Annotated in this window: 15 protein-coding genes; 3 read left to right on the top strand and 12 right to left on the bottom strand. The window is 63.1% G+C overall.

The genetic code is table 11. From position 1 onward, the window contains the following. The first annotated feature begins 27 nt into the window (after positions 1 to 27). Positions 28 to 1,356, top strand: a complete 1,329-nt coding sequence (locus tag E0473_RS06285; protein WP_338325090.1) for an alkaline phosphatase PhoX — start codon at positions 28 to 30, stop codon at positions 1,354 to 1,356. After that, positions 1,344 to 1,814, top strand: a complete 471-nt coding sequence (locus tag E0473_RS06280) for a low molecular weight protein-tyrosine-phosphatase (RefSeq protein WP_137679940.1) — start codon at positions 1,344 to 1,346, stop codon at positions 1,812 to 1,814. The genes E0473_RS06285 and E0473_RS06280 overlap by 13 nt, the downstream gene beginning before the upstream one ends. On the opposite strand, the gene E0473_RS06275 is transcribed toward E0473_RS06280, so the two are convergent. The 4 genes from E0473_RS06275 to E0473_RS06260 all read right to left on the bottom strand — a co-directional run bounded on the left by E0473_RS06275 (position 1,811) and on the right by E0473_RS06260 (position 4,092). After that, positions 1,811 to 2,605 carry a sulfite exporter TauE/SafE family protein gene (locus E0473_RS06275; protein ID WP_137679939.1) on the bottom strand — a complete coding sequence of 265 codons (795 nt, stop codon included), beginning with the start codon at positions 2,603 to 2,605 and terminating at the stop codon, positions 1,811 to 1,813. The two genes, E0473_RS06280 and E0473_RS06275, sit on opposite strands and share 4 nt — an antisense overlap. A gap of 4 nt (positions 2,606 to 2,609) precedes the next feature. Next, positions 2,610 to 3,353: a 3'(2'),5'-bisphosphate nucleotidase CysQ gene (locus E0473_RS06270; protein ID WP_137680083.1), complete on the bottom strand. Its 744-nt coding sequence runs from the start codon at positions 3,351 to 3,353 to the stop codon at positions 2,610 to 2,612. A gap of 123 nt (positions 3,354 to 3,476) precedes the next feature. After that, the gene (locus E0473_RS06265) at positions 3,477 to 3,881 is read right to left on the bottom strand and encodes a Rid family hydrolase (RefSeq protein ID WP_241657349.1); all 405 of its coding nucleotides are present in this window, start codon (positions 3,879 to 3,881) and stop codon (positions 3,477 to 3,479) included. Then, on the bottom strand, positions 3,874 to 4,092 hold the full coding sequence (locus E0473_RS06260) for an I78 family peptidase inhibitor (RefSeq protein ID WP_161981532.1): 219 nt from the start codon (positions 4,090 to 4,092) through the stop codon (positions 3,874 to 3,876). Before E0473_RS06260 ends, E0473_RS06265 begins: the two co-directional genes overlap by 8 nt. A gap of 197 nt (positions 4,093 to 4,289) precedes the next feature. Between E0473_RS06260 and E0473_RS06255 the strand changes: the two genes are divergently transcribed. Beyond that, a complete protein-coding gene (locus tag E0473_RS06255; RefSeq protein WP_137679937.1) occupies positions 4,290 to 5,243 on the top strand; it encodes a TauD/TfdA dioxygenase family protein in 954 nt (317 codons plus the stop codon). A gap of 12 nt (positions 5,244 to 5,255) precedes the next feature. Here the strand turns inward: E0473_RS06255 and E0473_RS06250 are convergent, their stop codons facing one another. From E0473_RS06250 to E0473_RS06215, 8 genes are all read right to left on the bottom strand, one after another. Next, entirely contained in the window at positions 5,256 to 5,858 is a 603-nt protein-coding gene (locus E0473_RS06250; RefSeq protein ID WP_241657348.1) for a septal ring lytic transglycosylase RlpA family protein, read from the bottom strand. Positions 5,859 to 6,032: 174 nt separating this feature from the next. Then, on the bottom strand, positions 6,033 to 7,025 hold the full coding sequence (gene dhaK, locus E0473_RS06245; RefSeq protein ID WP_137679936.1) for a dihydroxyacetone kinase subunit DhaK: 993 nt from the start codon (positions 7,023 to 7,025) through the stop codon (positions 6,033 to 6,035). Between the two features lie 23 nt (positions 7,026 to 7,048). Continuing rightward, positions 7,049 to 7,711 (bottom strand): dihydroxyacetone kinase subunit DhaL, encoded by a 663-nt coding sequence (gene dhaL / locus E0473_RS06240; protein WP_137679935.1) that lies wholly within the window; start codon positions 7,709 to 7,711, stop codon positions 7,049 to 7,051. A gap of 23 nt (positions 7,712 to 7,734) precedes the next feature. Next, a complete protein-coding gene (locus E0473_RS06235; RefSeq protein WP_206663418.1) occupies positions 7,735 to 8,460 on the bottom strand; it encodes an HAD-IA family hydrolase in 726 nt (241 codons plus the stop codon). Next, positions 8,460 to 9,347, bottom strand: coding sequence for a class II fructose-bisphosphate aldolase (locus E0473_RS06230; RefSeq protein WP_137679934.1), 888 nt, complete (start codon positions 9,345 to 9,347; stop codon positions 8,460 to 8,462). The genes E0473_RS06235 and E0473_RS06230 overlap by 1 nt, the downstream gene beginning before the upstream one ends. A gap of 194 nt (positions 9,348 to 9,541) precedes the next feature. Continuing rightward, the gene (locus E0473_RS06225) at positions 9,542 to 11,494 is read right to left on the bottom strand and encodes a tetratricopeptide repeat-containing sulfotransferase family protein (protein ID WP_137679933.1); all 1,953 of its coding nucleotides are present in this window, start codon (positions 11,492 to 11,494) and stop codon (positions 9,542 to 9,544) included. An 82-nt stretch (positions 11,495 to 11,576) separates the two neighbouring features. Further along, positions 11,577 to 14,216 carry a TonB-dependent receptor gene (locus E0473_RS06220; protein WP_137679932.1) on the bottom strand — a complete coding sequence of 880 codons (2,640 nt, stop codon included), beginning with the start codon at positions 14,214 to 14,216 and terminating at the stop codon, positions 11,577 to 11,579. 372 nt (positions 14,217 to 14,588) lie between these two features. Then, positions 14,589 to 16,274, bottom strand: a complete 1,686-nt coding sequence (locus E0473_RS06215) for a BCCT family transporter (RefSeq protein ID WP_137679931.1) — start codon at positions 16,272 to 16,274, stop codon at positions 14,589 to 14,591. Positions 16,275 to 16,458: the final 184 nt, after the last annotated feature.

Here is a 16,458-nt window from a genome sequence, read left to right as displayed (position 1 = left end):
GCGCGCTTCAATGTTAAGAGGCTCGCCATGATGATTCCGCAAGATCGCCGCCGTTTTCTCGGCAGCACCGCCACGGCCTTTGCCGGCCTGTTCGCCGCTTCCTGTGTGCCTGCAGCGCGGGTAACGCCGGGGGCCGGATTGGCCGCAGGGGCTGGTGTGGTCGGACCCTTGCAGAAAGATCCGGCGGGGGTGATCGACCTGCCGCCGGGCTTTTCCTACCGTGTCGTCTCGCGTCTGGGCGATGCCATGTCGGACGGCTTCACTGTGCCCGACAATGCCGACGGCATGGGCTGTTTCGACCTCGGCAATGGCGAGATCGCGCTGGTGCGAAACCACGAGCTGAGGCCCGAGCAGGATGGGGCCGGTGTCGCGGGCCCGGCCTATGATACCGTGGCGCGCAGTCTTGTCCCGCTGCCGGGCGGCACCACCACGATTGTGCTCGATGCTGCAACGCTTGAGGTGAAGCGCGAGTATCGCAGCCTCGCGGGCACGATCCGCAATTGTGCTGGCGGAATCACTCCGTGGGGCAGCTGGCTCTCGTGCGAGGAAGATACCCGCACGCCCAACGGCCGCATCAACAAGGAACACGGCTACGTGTTCGAAGTGCCCGCCACTGCGCCGGGGCTGGTCGATCCGGTGCCTTTGAAGGCGATGGGGCGCTTCAACCACGAGGCGGCCTGCGTCGATCCGGCTACGGGCATCGTCTACCTCACCGAAGACCGCGACGACTCGCTCCTCTATCGGTTCCTGCCTGAGCGACCGGGCGAACTGGCGCGCGGCGGGACGCTCCAAGCGCTGGTAATCGACGGCATGGCCGAAACGCGCAACTGGACCGGCGTGGACATTGCAGTGGGTGTTCCTGCTGCGGCGCGCTGGATCACGCTGGACGATGTGGAGGCGCCCGAGGACGATTTGCGCCACCGCGGCGCGGCCATGGGCGCAACCCTGTTCGCGCGCGGCGAGGGCATCTGGATGGGCGAGGGCGAGATGTACTTCTGCTGCACCAGCGGCGGTGCGGCGAGGGAAGGCCAGATCTTCCGCCTCAAGCCCGCGCTGCACGGCGCCGACATGCTCGACCTGTTCTACGAGAGCACCGACATCGCCGAATACAGCTTCGGCGACAATCTTACCGTGGCGCCCAACGGTCACCTGATCGTCTGCGAGGATCAATACACCGAGGTCGTCGACAACCACCTGCGCGGGATCACCCCGCAGGGCGGGGCTTATGACTTCGGGCGGCTGACCATGCAGACCGAGCTGGCCGGCGCCTGCTTCTCGCCCGATGGCAAGACGCTGTTCGTTAACGCCTACTCGCCCGCGATGACGCTGGCGATCACCGGCCCCTGGCCCGCGTGAGCAGCCAACCGGCGATCCTGTTCGTCTGCCTCGGCAATATCTGTCGGTCGCCTCTGGCCGAAGGTGCCTTGCGCGCTGAACTGACGGCGCGCGGGCTCGGCTGGGAGGTCGATTCTGCGGGTACTGGTGACTGGCATGTTGGCAATCCGCCCGATCCCCGCGCCATCGAGGAGGCCGCGCGGCGCGGGGTGGACATTGCGTGCCTGCGCGCAAGGCAGGTCGTGCCGAAAGATTTCACCCGCTTCACGCACATCTTCGCGCTCGATGACAAAAACCTTGCTGATTTGCGCGCCCTGGCACCTGCTGATGGGACAGCGCACCTGAGCCTGCTGCTCGATATGGTACCCGGCCATGAAGGAGGTTCGGTCGCCGATCCCTACTTCGGCGACGACAGCGGCTTTGCCCGCACCTGGGACGAAGTCAGCCTCGCGGCGCGGACGCTGGTAGAAAGGCTCTAGCTCGTCAGCATCTTGAGCGAGGAGACCACCAGCATCGCTGCCAGCGCATAGCGCACATAGTCTTCCTTGACCTTGCCGCTCACCAGCGAGCCCACCACGATTCCCGGAACGGAGCCCAGCAGTAGGCTTGCCAGCATCCAGCCGTCGACATTGCCGAGGAACGAGTGGCCCATTCCCGCCACCAACGTTAGCGGCACGGCATGAACGATATCGGTGCCGACAATGGTCTTGGTGCCAAGCCGCAGCGGATAGACGGTGGCCAGCAGCACCGCCACCAGCGCGCCAGCGCCCACCGACGTTAGTGCAACCATCGCCCCGATGATTGCGGCTCCGCAGGCGATGACCAGCCGCTGGTGTGTCCGCATCGAAGTGCCCATGTGCTCGCGCAGGTTCACCAGCGCGGGCTGAATGCGCGGCTTCAGGATCATCATTATAGAGGTCAGCAACAAGGCTGCGCCGAGCAGGCGCATCAGCGGCTTGGCATCGAGGCTGCCGCCTTCGAACAGCCACAGCCATAGTAAGGTGAGAATCGCGGCTGGCACGCTGCTCATGGTGAGCCGGCGGACAACTTGCCAATCGACTGACTTGAGCTTGTGATGGGTGACGCCGCCCACGGTCTTGGTGATGGCTGCAAACCACAGGTCGGTGCCTACCGCCATCGCAGGCGGCACGCCGAGCAGCACGATCAGGATCGGCGCCATCAGCGAGCCGCCGCCCACGCCGGTCAGGCCGACGAGGAAGCTGACGAAGGCTCCGGCAGCGGTATAGGCAAGGTCGATGTGCGTGAGCACGAGGTCAGGCGCTCGCCATGGCCTTTACCTGCGCCAGAACGGGCTCGGCCCATTCCGGTCGGCAGATCAGGAGGTCGGGCATGTAAGTGTCGCGCTGGTTGTAGACCAGCGGGCTGCCGTCGATACGGCTTATATGGAGGCCGTGCGCGGCCGCCACGGCGGCAGGCGCGCAGCTATCCCATTCGAACTGGCCGCCCGAATGTAGATAGATCTCGGCTTCGCCGCGCACAACGGCCATGGCCTTGGCCCCGGCGCTGCCCATCGGCACCAGCTCTCCGCCAAGTGCGTCGGCCACGGCGACCGCTTCGGCGGCGGGGCGGGTGCGGCTGACCACCAGACGGGGAACTTCGTTGGCCGCGGGCACGGTGATCGGCGCATCCGAGCGCAGCACCATTCCGCCATCGAGACCAGGCAGGGCGACCGCGCCGATGGCCGGGGCTCCGTCAATCGCCAGTGCTACGTGGACAGCCCAGTCGGAGCGCGCCTCGCCATATTCACGCGTGCCGTCGACCGGATCGACAATCCACACACGCGACTTCGAAAGACGCTCGTCGGTGTCCTTGCTTTCCTCCGACAGCAGGCCATCGTCGGGCCGCTGCTGCCGCAGGGCATGGACGAGGAACTGGTTGGCGGTCTGGTCGCCCGCCTTGCCGAGGGACTTGCCCTCGAACATGGCGCTATCGCGCACTTCGAGCAGGATTTTGCCTGCGCAAAACGCCAGATGCGCGGCCAGTTCTGCGTCGGACATGGTCGTCATGGTCGGTAATCTGCCCCTGTTACGGCACCGGTCAGGTGCAACCGCGAGCATTGTAGCCTGCGCAACGCTCGCGCAAGGGGCGATTGTTGCGGGCGGTGCCAGTTCGGGACAGGATCATTGCCCCGTCCCGATGACGGCCTCTGCTTCGATCTCGCATTTCCATTCCGGATTATAGAGCGCGCTTATCGCCACCAGCGTGCCGGTTGGCCGGGCGTGGCCCAGCGCGCGGCTGAAGGCGGAGGTCACCGCATCCGCATCCTTGATGTCGGTCACGAACATCCGTGCGCGCACCACATCGCCCGATTGCCCGCCCAGTTCAGCGACATAGGCCAGGATCAGCTCGAAGCAGCGCTCCGCCTGCCGCCCGGCATCGGGCGAGACGCTGCCGTCTTCCTCGACCCCGACGGTGCCCGAAACGATAATTCGTTCGCCCACCCGCAGGGCGCGGGTGAACCCGGCCTCTTCCTCGAACGGCGAGAGTGGTGCGATGCGCGGGCGCCCGTCTTGCGGATCAGCCACAAGTAGCTTTCACGATCTTCCTAGCATCGTTCCAGACCACGGTTAGCCGCTCGGGCCGGAAGTCCATGGTGACGGGATCGCCTTCGTGTACGGTGCGCAAGATCGTGGCACCGGTCAGCTCCTGCAATTGCTGGCCGAGCGCCTCGGTGTACGGCTCGCCAAGGTGCGACTGGGCCGGGGCTGCATCGCACATTGCGGGTTGTTCGGGCACTGAAGTGCAGGCCGCCACAAGGGGCAGGGCAATCAGGGGGACAAGGTGTAGCTGCATAGATCGCAAAGATAACAGAGCCAGTCTGGCAGCGCCAGCCACGTGGCAAAGTGTTGCCATCGGCCGAGGGGAAGGGTAAGGGGCGAATAATGCTTAGCAAGCTATCTATATGGCTTGTCTGATCGGGCCGGAGAGAGACCATGCCGCTAACCGTCAAACCCATTCTTCCCGCCTTCGGGGCCGAGTGCTCAGGGCTGGATCTGACAGCGCCGCTGTCGCCCGATGACCTGCGGGAAATAACTGACGCGATGGACAAGTATGGCGTCACCGTCTGGCGTGACACCGGCATGAACGACGAGCAGCATGTCGCGTTCAGCCGCAACTTCGGATACCTCGAACGCGTCCCCAAGCGGGCGGAGGGGCAGCGGATGCGCTTGCCTTATCGAGAGCTGTTCGATGCCTCGAACCTCAATGTCGACGGTGAAATTACGCAGGATCCGGCAGCGATCGAATATCGCAAGGGCGACCGGCTGTGGCACACCGATACCGCCTTCCTGACCAAGCGCACGTCATACTCGCTCCTGCTGGCGCATCAGGTGCCTAAGGAGGGCGGGCAAACCTGGTTTGCCGACACACGTCAGGCCTATGAAGATTTGCCGCAAGAGACCAAGGATCTGCTCGAAGGCAAGATCGGCATCAATTCCTTGTGGTGGAGCCGCAAGCAGGCGGGGGCCGATATTGCCGAGGAGGAGATAAACGAGCGTTTCAAGGCCGAGCATCCGCTGGTCCACGTCCACCGCGGCTCGGGCCGCAAGGCGCTGTTTATCGCCGCGCATACGATGGACGTTAAGGGCATGGACAAGCAGGAGGGGCGCGCCCTTATCAGGAAGCTGATCGAGCACTGCACCCAGCCGCAATACGTCTTCAACGTTGAGTGGAGCGTGGGTGACATGGTGATTTGGGACAACCTGTGCACCATGCACCGGGGCGGCGACTTTGATGCCGCCAACGAGAAGCGCGACATGCGCCGCACCACCGTGCGCGAGGGAACCGAGCCGCATACAATGGAAACGGGCGACGATCCCTATACCGAGCTGTTTTCCAAATCGCCGAAGACGGTCGACATCAATAAGGCGCGCGATGCGGGGCGGTGAACTCCGCGATAATCAGGTCAACAGTGCCAGCCGCACGTTCCCGCGCCCGGCGCGGATGAGGCCGATTTCACGCGCGGCGGCGTAGGAAAGGTCAATCACACGGTCGCCGTGAAAAGGACCGCGATCGTTGATGCGCACCACCACGCTATCGCCATTGCTCGGATTGGTAACCCGCACACGGCTACCCATCGGCAGGGTTCGATGAGCCGCGGTGAACCGCTGCGGATTGAACACCTCGCCGTTGGCGGTGCGACGCCCGGCAAAGCCATCGCTGCTGCCGTAATAGCTTGCTTCGCCCGAGCCCATGCCGCTCGCGCTGGGCGAAGGCGGCGGAGTGATCCGGTCACCTCGAACGGAATCGGCTGACGCAAATTGCGCGACCGGCATGGTCTCCACGCTTGCTTTGCCGCGTCCCAGCGCCACGACATCGGGCTGTCCGGAATTGTAAAGTGTGGAAGCCGCGAGCAGGCTGGCAGCCCCGCTTGCCATGACAAGCGCTACCACCAAGCCACGGCGCTGCGAACGAAGCCGCACCAGCGCTCGGAGCCGTTCTCCGCGGCTGGGCAGCGACTTGGTATCGGGATGGTCAGGCGGCGCTGGGGCAAGATTTGTCATACCTAATCAAAGGATTGCCCGGGCCTCTGTTCCGAATTAACCTATATGGCAAATATCAGGGTTTCCGGTGTTCCGGTTGCGCCACGTAGAATCCCCCGAAAGCGAAAACAAACGCCCGACCCTCGCGAATGAGGGCCGGGCGTTTTGTCATTTGCCTGATGTAGTTGGTGCCGCTTAGAAGATGCGGCAGGCGGTTTCCGCCGGGGCGGCAAGCTGCTTTTCCAACTCGTCGTCGAGCTTCAGCAGCGTCAGCGAGGCGCCGGCCATCTCGATGGCGGTGCAATATTCGCCGACATAGTTGCGCGCGATGGTCAGACCGCGATCGGCACAAAGCTGGGCGGCCTTGTTATACAGCACATAGAGTTCGGCGGGCGGGGTGCCGCCAAGGCCGTTGATCATCAGCGCCACACGGTCGCCCGAGTTGAACGGCAGATCGTCGGCCACGGCATCGAACAGGATCTTGGCGATCTCGTCGGCGCTCTGCAGCTTGGCACGCTCGCGGCCGGGCTCGCCGTGGATGCCGACGCCGATTTCCATCTCGTCGTCGCCGATGTCAAAGATCACGTCGCCCTTTGCAGGCGGAATGCAGCTGGTAAGCGCCACACCCATGGTGCGGACACTGTTGTTCACCTTCTCGGCAACCGCGACCACCTCATCGAGGCTGGCCCCGGCTTCAGCAGCCGCACCGCAGGCCTTCATCACGAAGAAGTTGCCGGCCACGCCGCGACGGCCAACGGTGTAGAGGCTGTCCTGCACGGCCACGTCATCGTTGATGTGGAATTGCTTGACCTTGATACCCTCGGCCTCGGCCATTTCGCTGGCCATGTCCCAGGCCATGCGGTCGCCCTGATAGTTGTTGACCAGCACCAGCACACCGGCATCGGTGGCGACCGACTTGATCGTTTCGTAGCAGGCATCGACCGGCGGCGCGGCGAAAACCGGGCCCTGACAGGCGGCGGTCAGCATGCCTGGGCCAACGGCCATGACGTGCGCCGGTTCGTGGCCCGAGCCCGAGCCTTGCACGATGGCGACCTTGCTGGCGTCGACATTCTTGCGCTTGATCAGCTGGAATTCGGGCACGGCTTCAAGCAGGTCCCCATTGGCGGCGATCACACCGGCCATGAATTCCGGCACGAAGTTGGCCGGATCGTTGACGAATTTCTTCATTGGTCTCTCTCCCGTTTGGAAAATCAGCGGTTCAGTTCGGCGGCTTGCGGCGCGTAGTCGACGCCGTAGTGCTTGCACCAGTCGTAAAGGATCGTGGCGATGCCGACGATGCCCGGATCGGGTGTGTTGGCGCTGCGCTCGCCGACCTGCGAGGCGCGGCCACGGTGAGCCACCAGCGTGCGGGTTTCGTCGATGGCCTTGTCGGCCTCGGCGGTGACGGCGGCAAGCACGGCGCCCAGGTCGGAGCCATCCATTTCCTGCATCTTCTCGTGGATCGGGATCAGCGCATCGAGCAGTGTCTTGTCGCCGCGCTTGGCTCCGCCGCGCGCGACGATGCCCTCGAGCGCCGCGCCGACCATTTCGGTCAGCTTTTCATAGCTCACCTCGGTCTCACCCTTCGAGGCCATCCCGGCTTTCATAAAGCCCGTGCCCCAGATGGGGCCGGATGAGCCGCCGACATGCTTCGAACAGACCATCGCGATCTTGAGCATCATCGCGCCCACGGCGCTGCGGTCGATGGTGGGCAGCTCGGCCTTAATGACCTTGAACCCGGTGGCCAGCGAGGTGCCGAAATCGCCGTCGCCCGCAAGCCCGTCGAGATCGGAGAAATACTTCTCGTTGCGGATTACGGTGTCACAGGTTACGTCGATCGCGCCGGCGATCTGGTCGATGGTAAGTGTCGTCATTCAATCCTCTCCGGTGATGCGCGTCAGGCCGTGGCTGCTTCGTTCAGCGCGTTCAGGTCTGCCAAAGTGATGATTGCGGGATCGTCGCCCAGTTCGGGAACCACGCGCGCTGCCTCGGAGAAGTCTTCCTCCTTGGTGTAGGTGCTGGTGGTGATCAGCGTCGGGATGCCCGCGCCGGTCGCGGCGAGCAGGCCGTTGCGGCTGTCTTCCACCACCACGCAGTCGCTGGCGGGCAGGCCGAGCGTTTCGAGCGCGAGATTGTAGATCTCGGGATCGGGCTTCTTCTTGGCTACCACATCGCCCGCATGGACGAATTCGAAGGCGGCTTTGCGCTCCGCCCCGAACAGGTCGAGCACCGCATCGATGAACTTGGCGTTCGACGTAGTGCACACGCCCAGTCGTACACCCGCCGCGCGCGCCTCGTCGATGATCCGCAACACGCCGGGGCGGACCGGCAGCTCGGTCACGATCTCGGAGGTGACGCGGGTCTTTTCCTTGTGCAGCGCGAGAATCAGTTCCTGCTGCCCGCCGAATTTGGCGACCTGATCGTCAGGCCAGCCGAATTCGTTGAAATAGACGGTCATCCGCTCCTTGCCGCCTGCGGTCAGCAGTAGGCGCTCGTAAAGCTCGACGCTCCATTCCGCATCGATGCCGAACTCGGTAAACGCACGGTTGAAGCCGACACGGTGTGCATCGCGCTCGGTATCGACAAGAACGCCGTCGCAATCGAAAATCAGCGCCTTGATCATCAGGCGTTCTCGCGCTGCGTGGCGAGGAAGGCCGCGCCCTGGTCCTTGCCGCCGAACTTCTCGATGAAGGTGGCGAACAGCTCCTTGCAGGCCTGATACTGGGCGTCGATCACGCGCAACGGCTCGTAATCGTTGGGTTTGGCCTTGCGATACTCGTCCACACTTTCGATGAAGACATGCTTGAGGTTGGTCGAGATGTTCACCTTTGCCGCGCCGCGCGCGATGGCCTTGGCGAAGGTCTCGTCCGAAAGGCCGGTGCCGCCGTGCAGCGCCATCGGGGTGCGGGTGGCCTTGTTGATCGCCTCGATGCGGTCGAAATCGACCACCGGATCGCCCTTGTAATAGCCGTGCGCTGTGCCGACGGCGCAGGCGAATGCGGAAAGGTCCAGCGCGTCGCAGAAGGTCTTGGCGTCGGCCGGGTCGGTCAGCACGCTGTCAGCCTCGTCGACGACCATGTCGTCTTCCACGCCCATGATCTGGCCGAGCTCGGCTTCCATCCCGACGTTATACCGCTCGGCGATGTCGCGCACTTGCTTCGACATGGCGAGGTTCTCATCGAACGGGAATTCCGACGCGTCGATCATGATCGAGGTCCACCCGCTGGCAGCGCACTTTTCGATCATGTCGAGATTCTTGCAGTGATCGAGGTGCAGCACGACCGGGACCGGCGAGTTTTCCGCGCAGGTGCGCACCCAGCTGACGATTTCCTCATGGCTGTAATAGTCGATCGTCTTCGAGCTGGTCTGGCAGATGACCGGGGCGTTGAGGCCCTCGGCGGCTTTCACCATGGCCTTGGTCGAGTTGTAGTCGACAAGGTTGAACGCCGCGACGGCATAGCCGTTGTCCATCGCGTGGCGGAGCAGCGGCTTCATGTTGACTAGTGGCATCTGAGGGCTCCCTGGTTGAATTTGTCTGCGGGAGCTGCGGCCCCCTTCGAATCGGTTCCATAGCGACCCATCGCCTGCCTAACTAGCCGTGTTTGCATAGTGAAGGCAGGTGCGAGATTGAAAAAGTCTGAAACGTGCGTCCCCTGTGCCAGCCTGGCGCGCTCTCGCCAAGAGGCCTGATGCCGGTCACCGAGCTAGAGCGGCGGGGCGAGCGCGTCGCGCAGGTCGCCCAGCCAGCGATCGAAGGGCACCCATGCGCCTTGGCCCTTGCGGTTGATCGGCTGGCGCACCTGCTCGCTGCTGGCTGTGCGCACGGCGCGGTCGGTCTGGTGAAAGGCGAGGCAGCTTTCTTCGAACTCCAGCCCGCAGTAGTCGAGCATCCGCCGGATCTGGCCTTCGGGATCGTCGAGCACATCTTCGTGCTGCACGCGCAGCACCTTGCCCGGCAGCACCTCGTCCCAGTGCGCCATCAGGTCGACGTAATCGGCATAGTACCGACCGATCTCCTTAAGGCCGTAGGTGAACTCCTGCCCCTCGGCGAAGAGCTGCTTGAAGCCCGAAAAGCAGCAATCCATCGGCGCGCGGCGGGCATCGATGATCTTCGCATTGGGCAGGATCAGATGGATCAGCCCGATATGGCGAAAGTTGTTCGGCATCTTGTCGATGAAGAACGGCGCGCCCTGTCGGTGAACCTTGGTGTTCTCGATATAGTGGCGGCCGAGTTCGGCCAGCTTATCGGCGGTGAGATCGTGCAGCACCTGCGGATAGAGCGACTGACCCGCCTTTCGCCCGCGCAGGCGATGGGCGAGCGCAAGGATGTCGGGGAGCTCGAGCGTACCATCTACCTGGCTGTGACTGGCGAGGATCTGCTCCAGCAGCGTTGAACCGGCGCGTGGCAGGCCCACGATGAAGATCGGATCGGGAGCCGCATGGCCAGCGCCTGCCTGCTTTTCGAACAGCGCGGGCGTGCAGACTTCGCGCTGCTTGGCCAGTTCGGCGGTCATTGTGTCGGCATCATAGCGGGTCTGCGCGCGTTTAAGGGCATTGCCGCGTTCGTAATGCTTGAAGCTCTCTGCGTAGTCGCCCCGGTCTTCGTGCGCCTTGCCGAGGGCGAACGCGAGGTGGACCCTGTCCATGAAGGCGAGATCGGGCCGCTTGGCCTGCTCTTCCATTTGCGCAACCTCTTCATCGGTGAAGCGATAGGTCTTGAGGTTGGCCAGCGAATACCAGCCATCGCCGTGATCGGGCTTGGCCGCGCAGGCGGCGCGGTAGCTGGCGATGGCCCGCTCCGTCTCGCCTGTTGTTTTCAATGCATGGCCGAGACTGGTGAGCGTAGCGGGATCGTCCGGCACCTTGTCCAGCACTTGTGCGAACAGCGCGAAGGCACGGTCGTAGTCACCGGCCTGCATAGATTCGATGGCCAGATGCGACTGGAACAGCGGGTTGGCAGGATCGGTATCGTAGAGGCTCTCCGCCTCCTCGCGTGCGCGGTCAACCTTCTGGCGGCGGCGCAGTGCCTCTATGTAGTCGAGGCGAACCTGCGCGTTGTCCGGCGCGAACACGCGGGCGCTTTCGAGCAGGAACTCGGCATCGTCGAGAATGCCGAGCTTCATGCCGACGCGGGCCAGCAGCCGCATCCCTTCCACGTCCTTGGGATGCGTGCGAAGATAGTGGCGGCAGATTTCTTCCGCGCGCAACAGGCGCCCTTCGTGCAGATGGTGAGTAACCGCGACCAACTCGCGCGGCAGGCTTGCGATGCGCTGCGCCTGTTCGGCTGCGTGGCGCGCTTGGGAGCCTGATTGCAATTCCGCCAGTGCCCGCCAGCTCGCATCAAGCGCGGGGTTGAACCGCGTGGCGCGCTGGAAGGCGGCGACGGCCTGCGCATTTTGCCCTTGGGCGCGGGCGAGGTGCCCGACCTCCTGCCAGGCGCGGCCATATTCGGGCATCGCCGCATGAAGTCGCGCCAGCATCTCCGCCGCCTCGTCATACCGTTGCAGATAGCGCAGGGCGACAGCGGCCATGTAGAGGGCTTCGCCATTGTCGGGTTCGCTCGCCAGCAGCTGCTCGGCAAGCGCAAGGCCTTTGCCAAAATCGCCCGCCTGCAAAGCCTTCTGCGCTTGCGTCAGGTGTTCTTCGCGTTCGCTCATATACGCGCCTTAACAAAGCAAAACGGCGGAAGCGAACCTTCAAGTCCGCTCCCGCCGCTTGCGCTTCAGCCCTCAGGCCGGATCAATAGTCGTAGGAGACCCGGATGCCGACCGTCAGCGGACGGTTGACCGTCACGCGGGCGACATCGAAATTGAAGTTTCCGGCAATCTGCGCCCGCTCGTCTGACAGGTTCTCGCCGAACACTTCGAAGGCCCAGGTATCGTTGGTCACACCGGCGGCAAGATCAAAGGTCGTGTAGCTATCCAGCTGCAGACGGTTGATCTGGATGATGTCAGTGAACTTCGAGGACGAGTAGGTGACCTGCGGCTGGACGTGCATTGTCAGCTCGCTCGACACATCCCATTCGTAGCGCGCGCGCAGGTTGCCCTGGAATTCCGGAGCATAGGCAAGCGGGGAACCGAGCACAACGTCGTCGGTATCGGTCAGCACTTCGGTGATCTCGGTATCGAGGATCGACATCGCGCCTGCCAAGGTCAGCCCCGGCACGGCATAGGGCTGGAACGTGAAGTCCGCCTCAACGCCCTTGATTTCCGCGTTCGCGGCATTGTCCGAGAAGAACAGGTTGGTGATGTCGGGATCGAAGATCGTCGTCTGCAGCCGGCTGATATCGACAAAGAAGGCGCTGCCGTTCAGGCGCAGCTGCCGGTCGAACAGCTGGGTCTTCCACCCGAATTCGTAGTTCTTCACTTCGTCCGTATCGAGCACGTAGGGAACCTGATAGCCATTGTTGCCAACGACGCCGCCAGGGCGGTTCAGCAAACCGGGTCGGAAGCCTTCGGAATAGGTGGCGTAGAACAGCAGGTCTTCGGTCGGCGTAAAGGTCAGCGTGCCCTTGAAGATCACGCCGTCGGTCGCGGCCTTGTCGGGGTTCCCGTCGGGGTTGTCGGGCGCATACTTGGCCGAAATGTTCGTGCCGCCGCAGCCGGGAATGTTCACCTGGTCTTCCACGGGTACACCCACGTTAGCCCCGAAAATCGGTGAGTTGCGCTTGCAGAACGCAGAAGTCGCCGCGCCTTCGAGATCGACCTTCACATCGTAGTAGCGCAGGCCGCCGGTGACGGTCAGCAGGTCGGGCACGATGTCGAGCGAGACCTCGCCGAACAGGCCGAACTGCTCGTCGGTGCGCTTCACGTCGTTGCGGAAGCCCACGTTCTCGGGCAGCGGGCCGGGATCGCTGAAGTAGCCCGGCGCTGCATTTCCGGTGGTGCCCGTCACTTCGGTGTTGGTGAAGGGATAGATCGGCGCGAACCCGCGCGTGACGCCATCGGCGCCGCGCGACAGTTCCGAAGCATAGTAGTAGTCGTTGCGTTCCTTCAACACGAGGTTGGAATAGAACGCGCCAGCGGTTGCGCGGATGCGGGCATCCTGCGGGGTGTTTACGCGGAATTCCTGCGTGAACACGGTGGTGTCGGTGTCCGAAGTGACCGACAGGTTCGGCGCATAGCAGGTCGGATCGGCCGGGGCGGGGAGGGCGTAGTCCGGATAGGCGACGGCCGTGTCGCACATGTAATACGGAATGTACTGGCCGACGAAGAGGTAGTCGGAATAGCCGACATTCTGCTGCGTCTCGCGATCGGTGTAGGCACCGGTGTAGACGATATCGAGCATCGCCAGGCGGCCTTCGATCGTCCAGCTCGTGTTCGAGAAATTGTCTTCGATCCGGTCGTCGGAGAAGCGCTGAATGTCGAGATTGTCGAGGCCCAGCTCCGGATCGGCGAAGAACACGCCATCGGATTCGATGCTCTGGCGCGTGTGGGAGACCGTGACCGTCCAGTCGGGGGTCACTTCCCACAGCGCGCTGGCGCGGAAGCCCGCATATTGCGTGTCGTTGAAGTTGTCTTCCACCAGCGCGGCGTTATTGGCCTCCTGAAAGGTGACTTCGCTGTCGAGGTAATCGAGCGTGGCCTGGTCAGAATAGAAGCCGGCGCGCCGCTCGCTGACCGGAACGCCGTTGGCACGGACAGTGCCTTCCGGACGGAAGCGGGCGCTGCCGCGCATGGTGCGCGTGCCCTGAACGTTGTCGATATAGCCGCCCTGATCGTCGAGATAGGCGACCCCGCGAATGGCGAGCGTGTCGGTGACCGGCACGTTGAGCATCACCTCGGTCTTGTAGCTCGTTTCGCCATCCTTGGTGAAGGAGACCCCGGCGCTGGCGCTTGCGTCGAATCCGGCAAGGCTCGGCTTGTTGGTGATCAGGCGCACCACACCGGCCTGCGAACTGGCGCCGAAAAGCGTGCCCTGCGGGCCGGACAGAACTTCGATGCGGGCAAGGTCGGCGGCATAGACGTCGAGGTTGCGGCCCGGCTGCGCCAGCGGCTGCTCGTCGAGATACAGGGACACGTTGGGAGCAAGGCCCGCAACGCCTGCGGTGGTGAGGTTCGGCGTGGTCGAGGCGAGGCCGCGAATATAGATCGTCGACTGGCCCGGCCCGCTGCCGCCTGCGGTCACGGTCGGCAGCTGGTCGAGGTAGTCGTCGAAGGTGGCGATGTTGAGCTGCTGCAGCCCCTCTTCTCCGAGGGCTTGCACCGAAACCGGCACGTCTTGCAGATCTTCGGTGCGCTTGGTCGCGGTAACGAGGATGGTGTCGAGACCGCCGGTGCGCGCAGGCCGTGCTTCGGCAGCGGTGTCCTGGGCGGCCGCGGGGGCGGCCAAGGCGATGGCTAGCGCGCCGATGGACGCGCCGGTTGAGTATTTCAGCATTTGTAAAACCCCTAAGAGAATAAGTTCCTGCGACCGCGCTCAACGCTCTATCGGCGGCGCGATCCGTAAAGGCATCATCCCGCAAAAGCATGACGCGCGGAATGCCTGCCAATTAGCGGGAAGGGGGAGAGGTGGCCACCGGAGCCAGGGGAGTTTCTGGAACTGGGATATTTGCGTTGCAATATCGCAACACTCAAAGTTGTCGCAAAATAATCGGGAAATACTAATTCCCCAATGTCGGCGTATTAAGCGCATCGGGCGCCAATATTTTTAGGCTCGTAGACATTTTGGAAAAATGCCCAAGATCAACACAAGTTGATGGGATTTTCATCAGGCGATGCTCGCGCGTGGACTTGTGTTTGACTTGTTTCGCTATTGCTCTTCGGGCCAGTTCTCGCAGGCCTCTGCAGTTGTCGGCACGCCGTGGCGCTTGCGCACGATGTCGAAGGCGATGGCTTTCACGATCGCTATGCCCATAAGGGCGACCACCAGTGAGAATGGCAGAGCGCCGATAATCATCGTGGTGCGGATCGCGCCAATGCCGCCGATGATCAACATCGAGCCGACCATCACTGCCAGCGCGAAGCCCCAGAACACAATGTGACGCCGGCGTTGGCCGTCGGTTTCGCCCGCCCCGTTGATCGTGTTCACGATCAGGATGGCGCTGTCAGTGCTGGTGATGAGATAGGTCATCAGCAGGATCACCACGAGGCCGGAGACGATCTTGGCAATGGCGGGATCGAGCAGGACGTTCAGCGTCGCATAGAGCTGATCGGAAATCGGTGCGGCAAGGATGGCTCCCTGCGCCTGTCCGCTAAGCTCCAGCTCAATGGCCGTGCCGCCGACAAGAACCATCCAGACAAAGCACATCAGCGAAGGCACGATCATTACGCCCAGCACGTATTCGCGCACCGTTCGCCCGCGCGAGATGCGCGCGATGAACATGCCGACAAAGGGAGCAAAGGCGATCCACCAGGCCCAGTAGAACACGCTCCAGTCGAGCTGCCAGCGTACCAGCGCCTCGCCGATCTCAGTCCCGTCGGAAGGGAACAGCGTCAGCGCCGCGCGCGGAAGATTGAGAAGATAGTCGAAAATCGCCACGCCGAGCAGTTCGAGACCCGCCAGCCCCACGCCGACCACCGCAAACAGGGCCAGCAGCGCCAGCGAGAGGCCTAGATTGAGGTTGGACAGCCACTTAATGCCCTTGCCCACGCCAGACAGCGCGCTGAGCGTGGAGGCCCCGACCAGAAGCGCCAGCGAGACGGTAATGGCAATGGGCGTCGACCTGCCGTCTGTATCAAGCAGCCAGTCCCCCAGACCGATCCGGCTGAGCCCCGCGACGAACTGTTCGACGCCGAGCCCCATCGTGACGGCCACGCCGAGGATCGTTGCCACCACGGCCACGATATCGACGATGTGGCCAATACCGCCCTCCATCGTCTTGCCGAACAGCGGGGCCAGGGCGGAGCGGATCGTAAGCGGCAGATTGCGCCGGTAGGCCACATAGCCGATGGAGAGGCCGACAAGTCCATAGCAGCCCCATGCCGCCAGACCCCAGTGGAGGAAGGTGTAGATATAGGCAGGCCGCACCGCTTCGGGCGAAACGGCAGCGACCGTGCCGCGGATGATGTCCGGATTGTTTTGAAAGTGGGCCAGCGGTTCGCCGGTCGAATAGGTCAACATGCCGATGCCGATGCCCGCGCCGAACAGCATGGCAAACCAGCTGAAGAAACCGAACTCGGGCTTTTCGCCGGGATTACCGATCCGCAGGGAACCCACCTTCGGGATCAGCGCGAGAAGAAGGCAAGTGACCATTAGCGCGGCAACGAGATAGACGTACCAGCCAGAGAAGTTCGCGACGATGGTTGAATTGACGACGGTGAGCGTCTCGTTTGCCGAAACCGGAAAGAAGATTGCCCACATGATGATCAACGAAACGATGATCTTCGAAGGGATCGTCACCTCGCGGCTGAATCCGTCATAGAAGCCGCGGTCGTGGGTGTTGATATCCAGCTCCACCAAGGGGGGAGAAATGGGCGTTTCGTTGTTTTCCGGCATCTGTACCCGTCTTGCGGACGCGCAATAGGCGCACAGCCTCGTGCATCTAGGCAACGTCGTTTTTCAGTCTCGGTCGAGAGCGATGGTACATAGGGCGCAACTGGCCAATTGCAACTTTACAGCGGGCGCGAGGCATCCGCTGGAAAGTTTTCGCGCACAATCTCGCGGTGCGAAACAAAGCCGC

It is taken from the genome of Aurantiacibacter suaedae (assembly GCF_005434915.1).
Classification (GTDB): Bacteria; Pseudomonadota; Alphaproteobacteria; order Sphingomonadales; family Sphingomonadaceae; genus Alteraurantiacibacter; species Alteraurantiacibacter suaedae.
The sequence above is the reverse complement of the archived record's forward strand: the minus strand, read 5'-3'. Positions and strand labels throughout refer to the sequence as shown.

Excerpts from the sequence above, each read along its gene's own strand:
- E0473_RS06230 (WP_137679934.1), bottom strand. The coding sequence starts at position 9,347 with ATGCCACTAGTCAACATGAAGCCGCTGCTCCGCCACGCGATGGACAAC.
- E0473_RS06215 (WP_137679931.1), bottom strand. The coding sequence starts at position 16,274 with ATGCCGGAAAACAACGAAACGCCCATTTCTCCCCCCTTGGTGGAGCTG.
- dhaL (WP_137679935.1), bottom strand. The coding sequence starts at position 7,711 with ATGACGACACTTACCATCGACCAGATCGCCGGCGCGATCGACGTAACC.
- E0473_RS06255 (WP_137679937.1), top strand. The coding sequence starts at position 4,290 with ATGCCGCTAACCGTCAAACCCATTCTTCCCGCCTTCGGGGCCGAGTGC.
- E0473_RS06250 (WP_241657348.1), bottom strand. The coding sequence starts at position 5,858 with ATGACAAATCTTGCCCCAGCGCCGCCTGACCATCCCGATACCAAGTCG.
- E0473_RS06235 (WP_206663418.1), bottom strand. The coding sequence starts at position 8,460 with ATGATCAAGGCGCTGATTTTCGATTGCGACGGCGTTCTTGTCGATACC.
- dhaK (WP_137679936.1), bottom strand. The coding sequence starts at position 7,025 with ATGAAGAAATTCGTCAACGATCCGGCCAACTTCGTGCCGGAATTCATG.
- E0473_RS06220 (WP_137679932.1), bottom strand. The coding sequence starts at position 14,216 with ATGCTGAAATACTCAACCGGCGCGTCCATCGGCGCGCTAGCCATCGCC.
- E0473_RS06270 (WP_137680083.1), bottom strand. The coding sequence starts at position 3,353 with ATGTCCGACGCAGAACTGGCCGCGCATCTGGCGTTTTGCGCAGGCAAA.
- E0473_RS06225 (WP_137679933.1), bottom strand. The coding sequence starts at position 11,494 with ATGAGCGAACGCGAAGAACACCTGACGCAAGCGCAGAAGGCTTTGCAG.
- E0473_RS06285 (WP_338325090.1), top strand. The coding sequence starts at position 28 with ATGATGATTCCGCAAGATCGCCGCCGTTTTCTCGGCAGCACCGCCACG.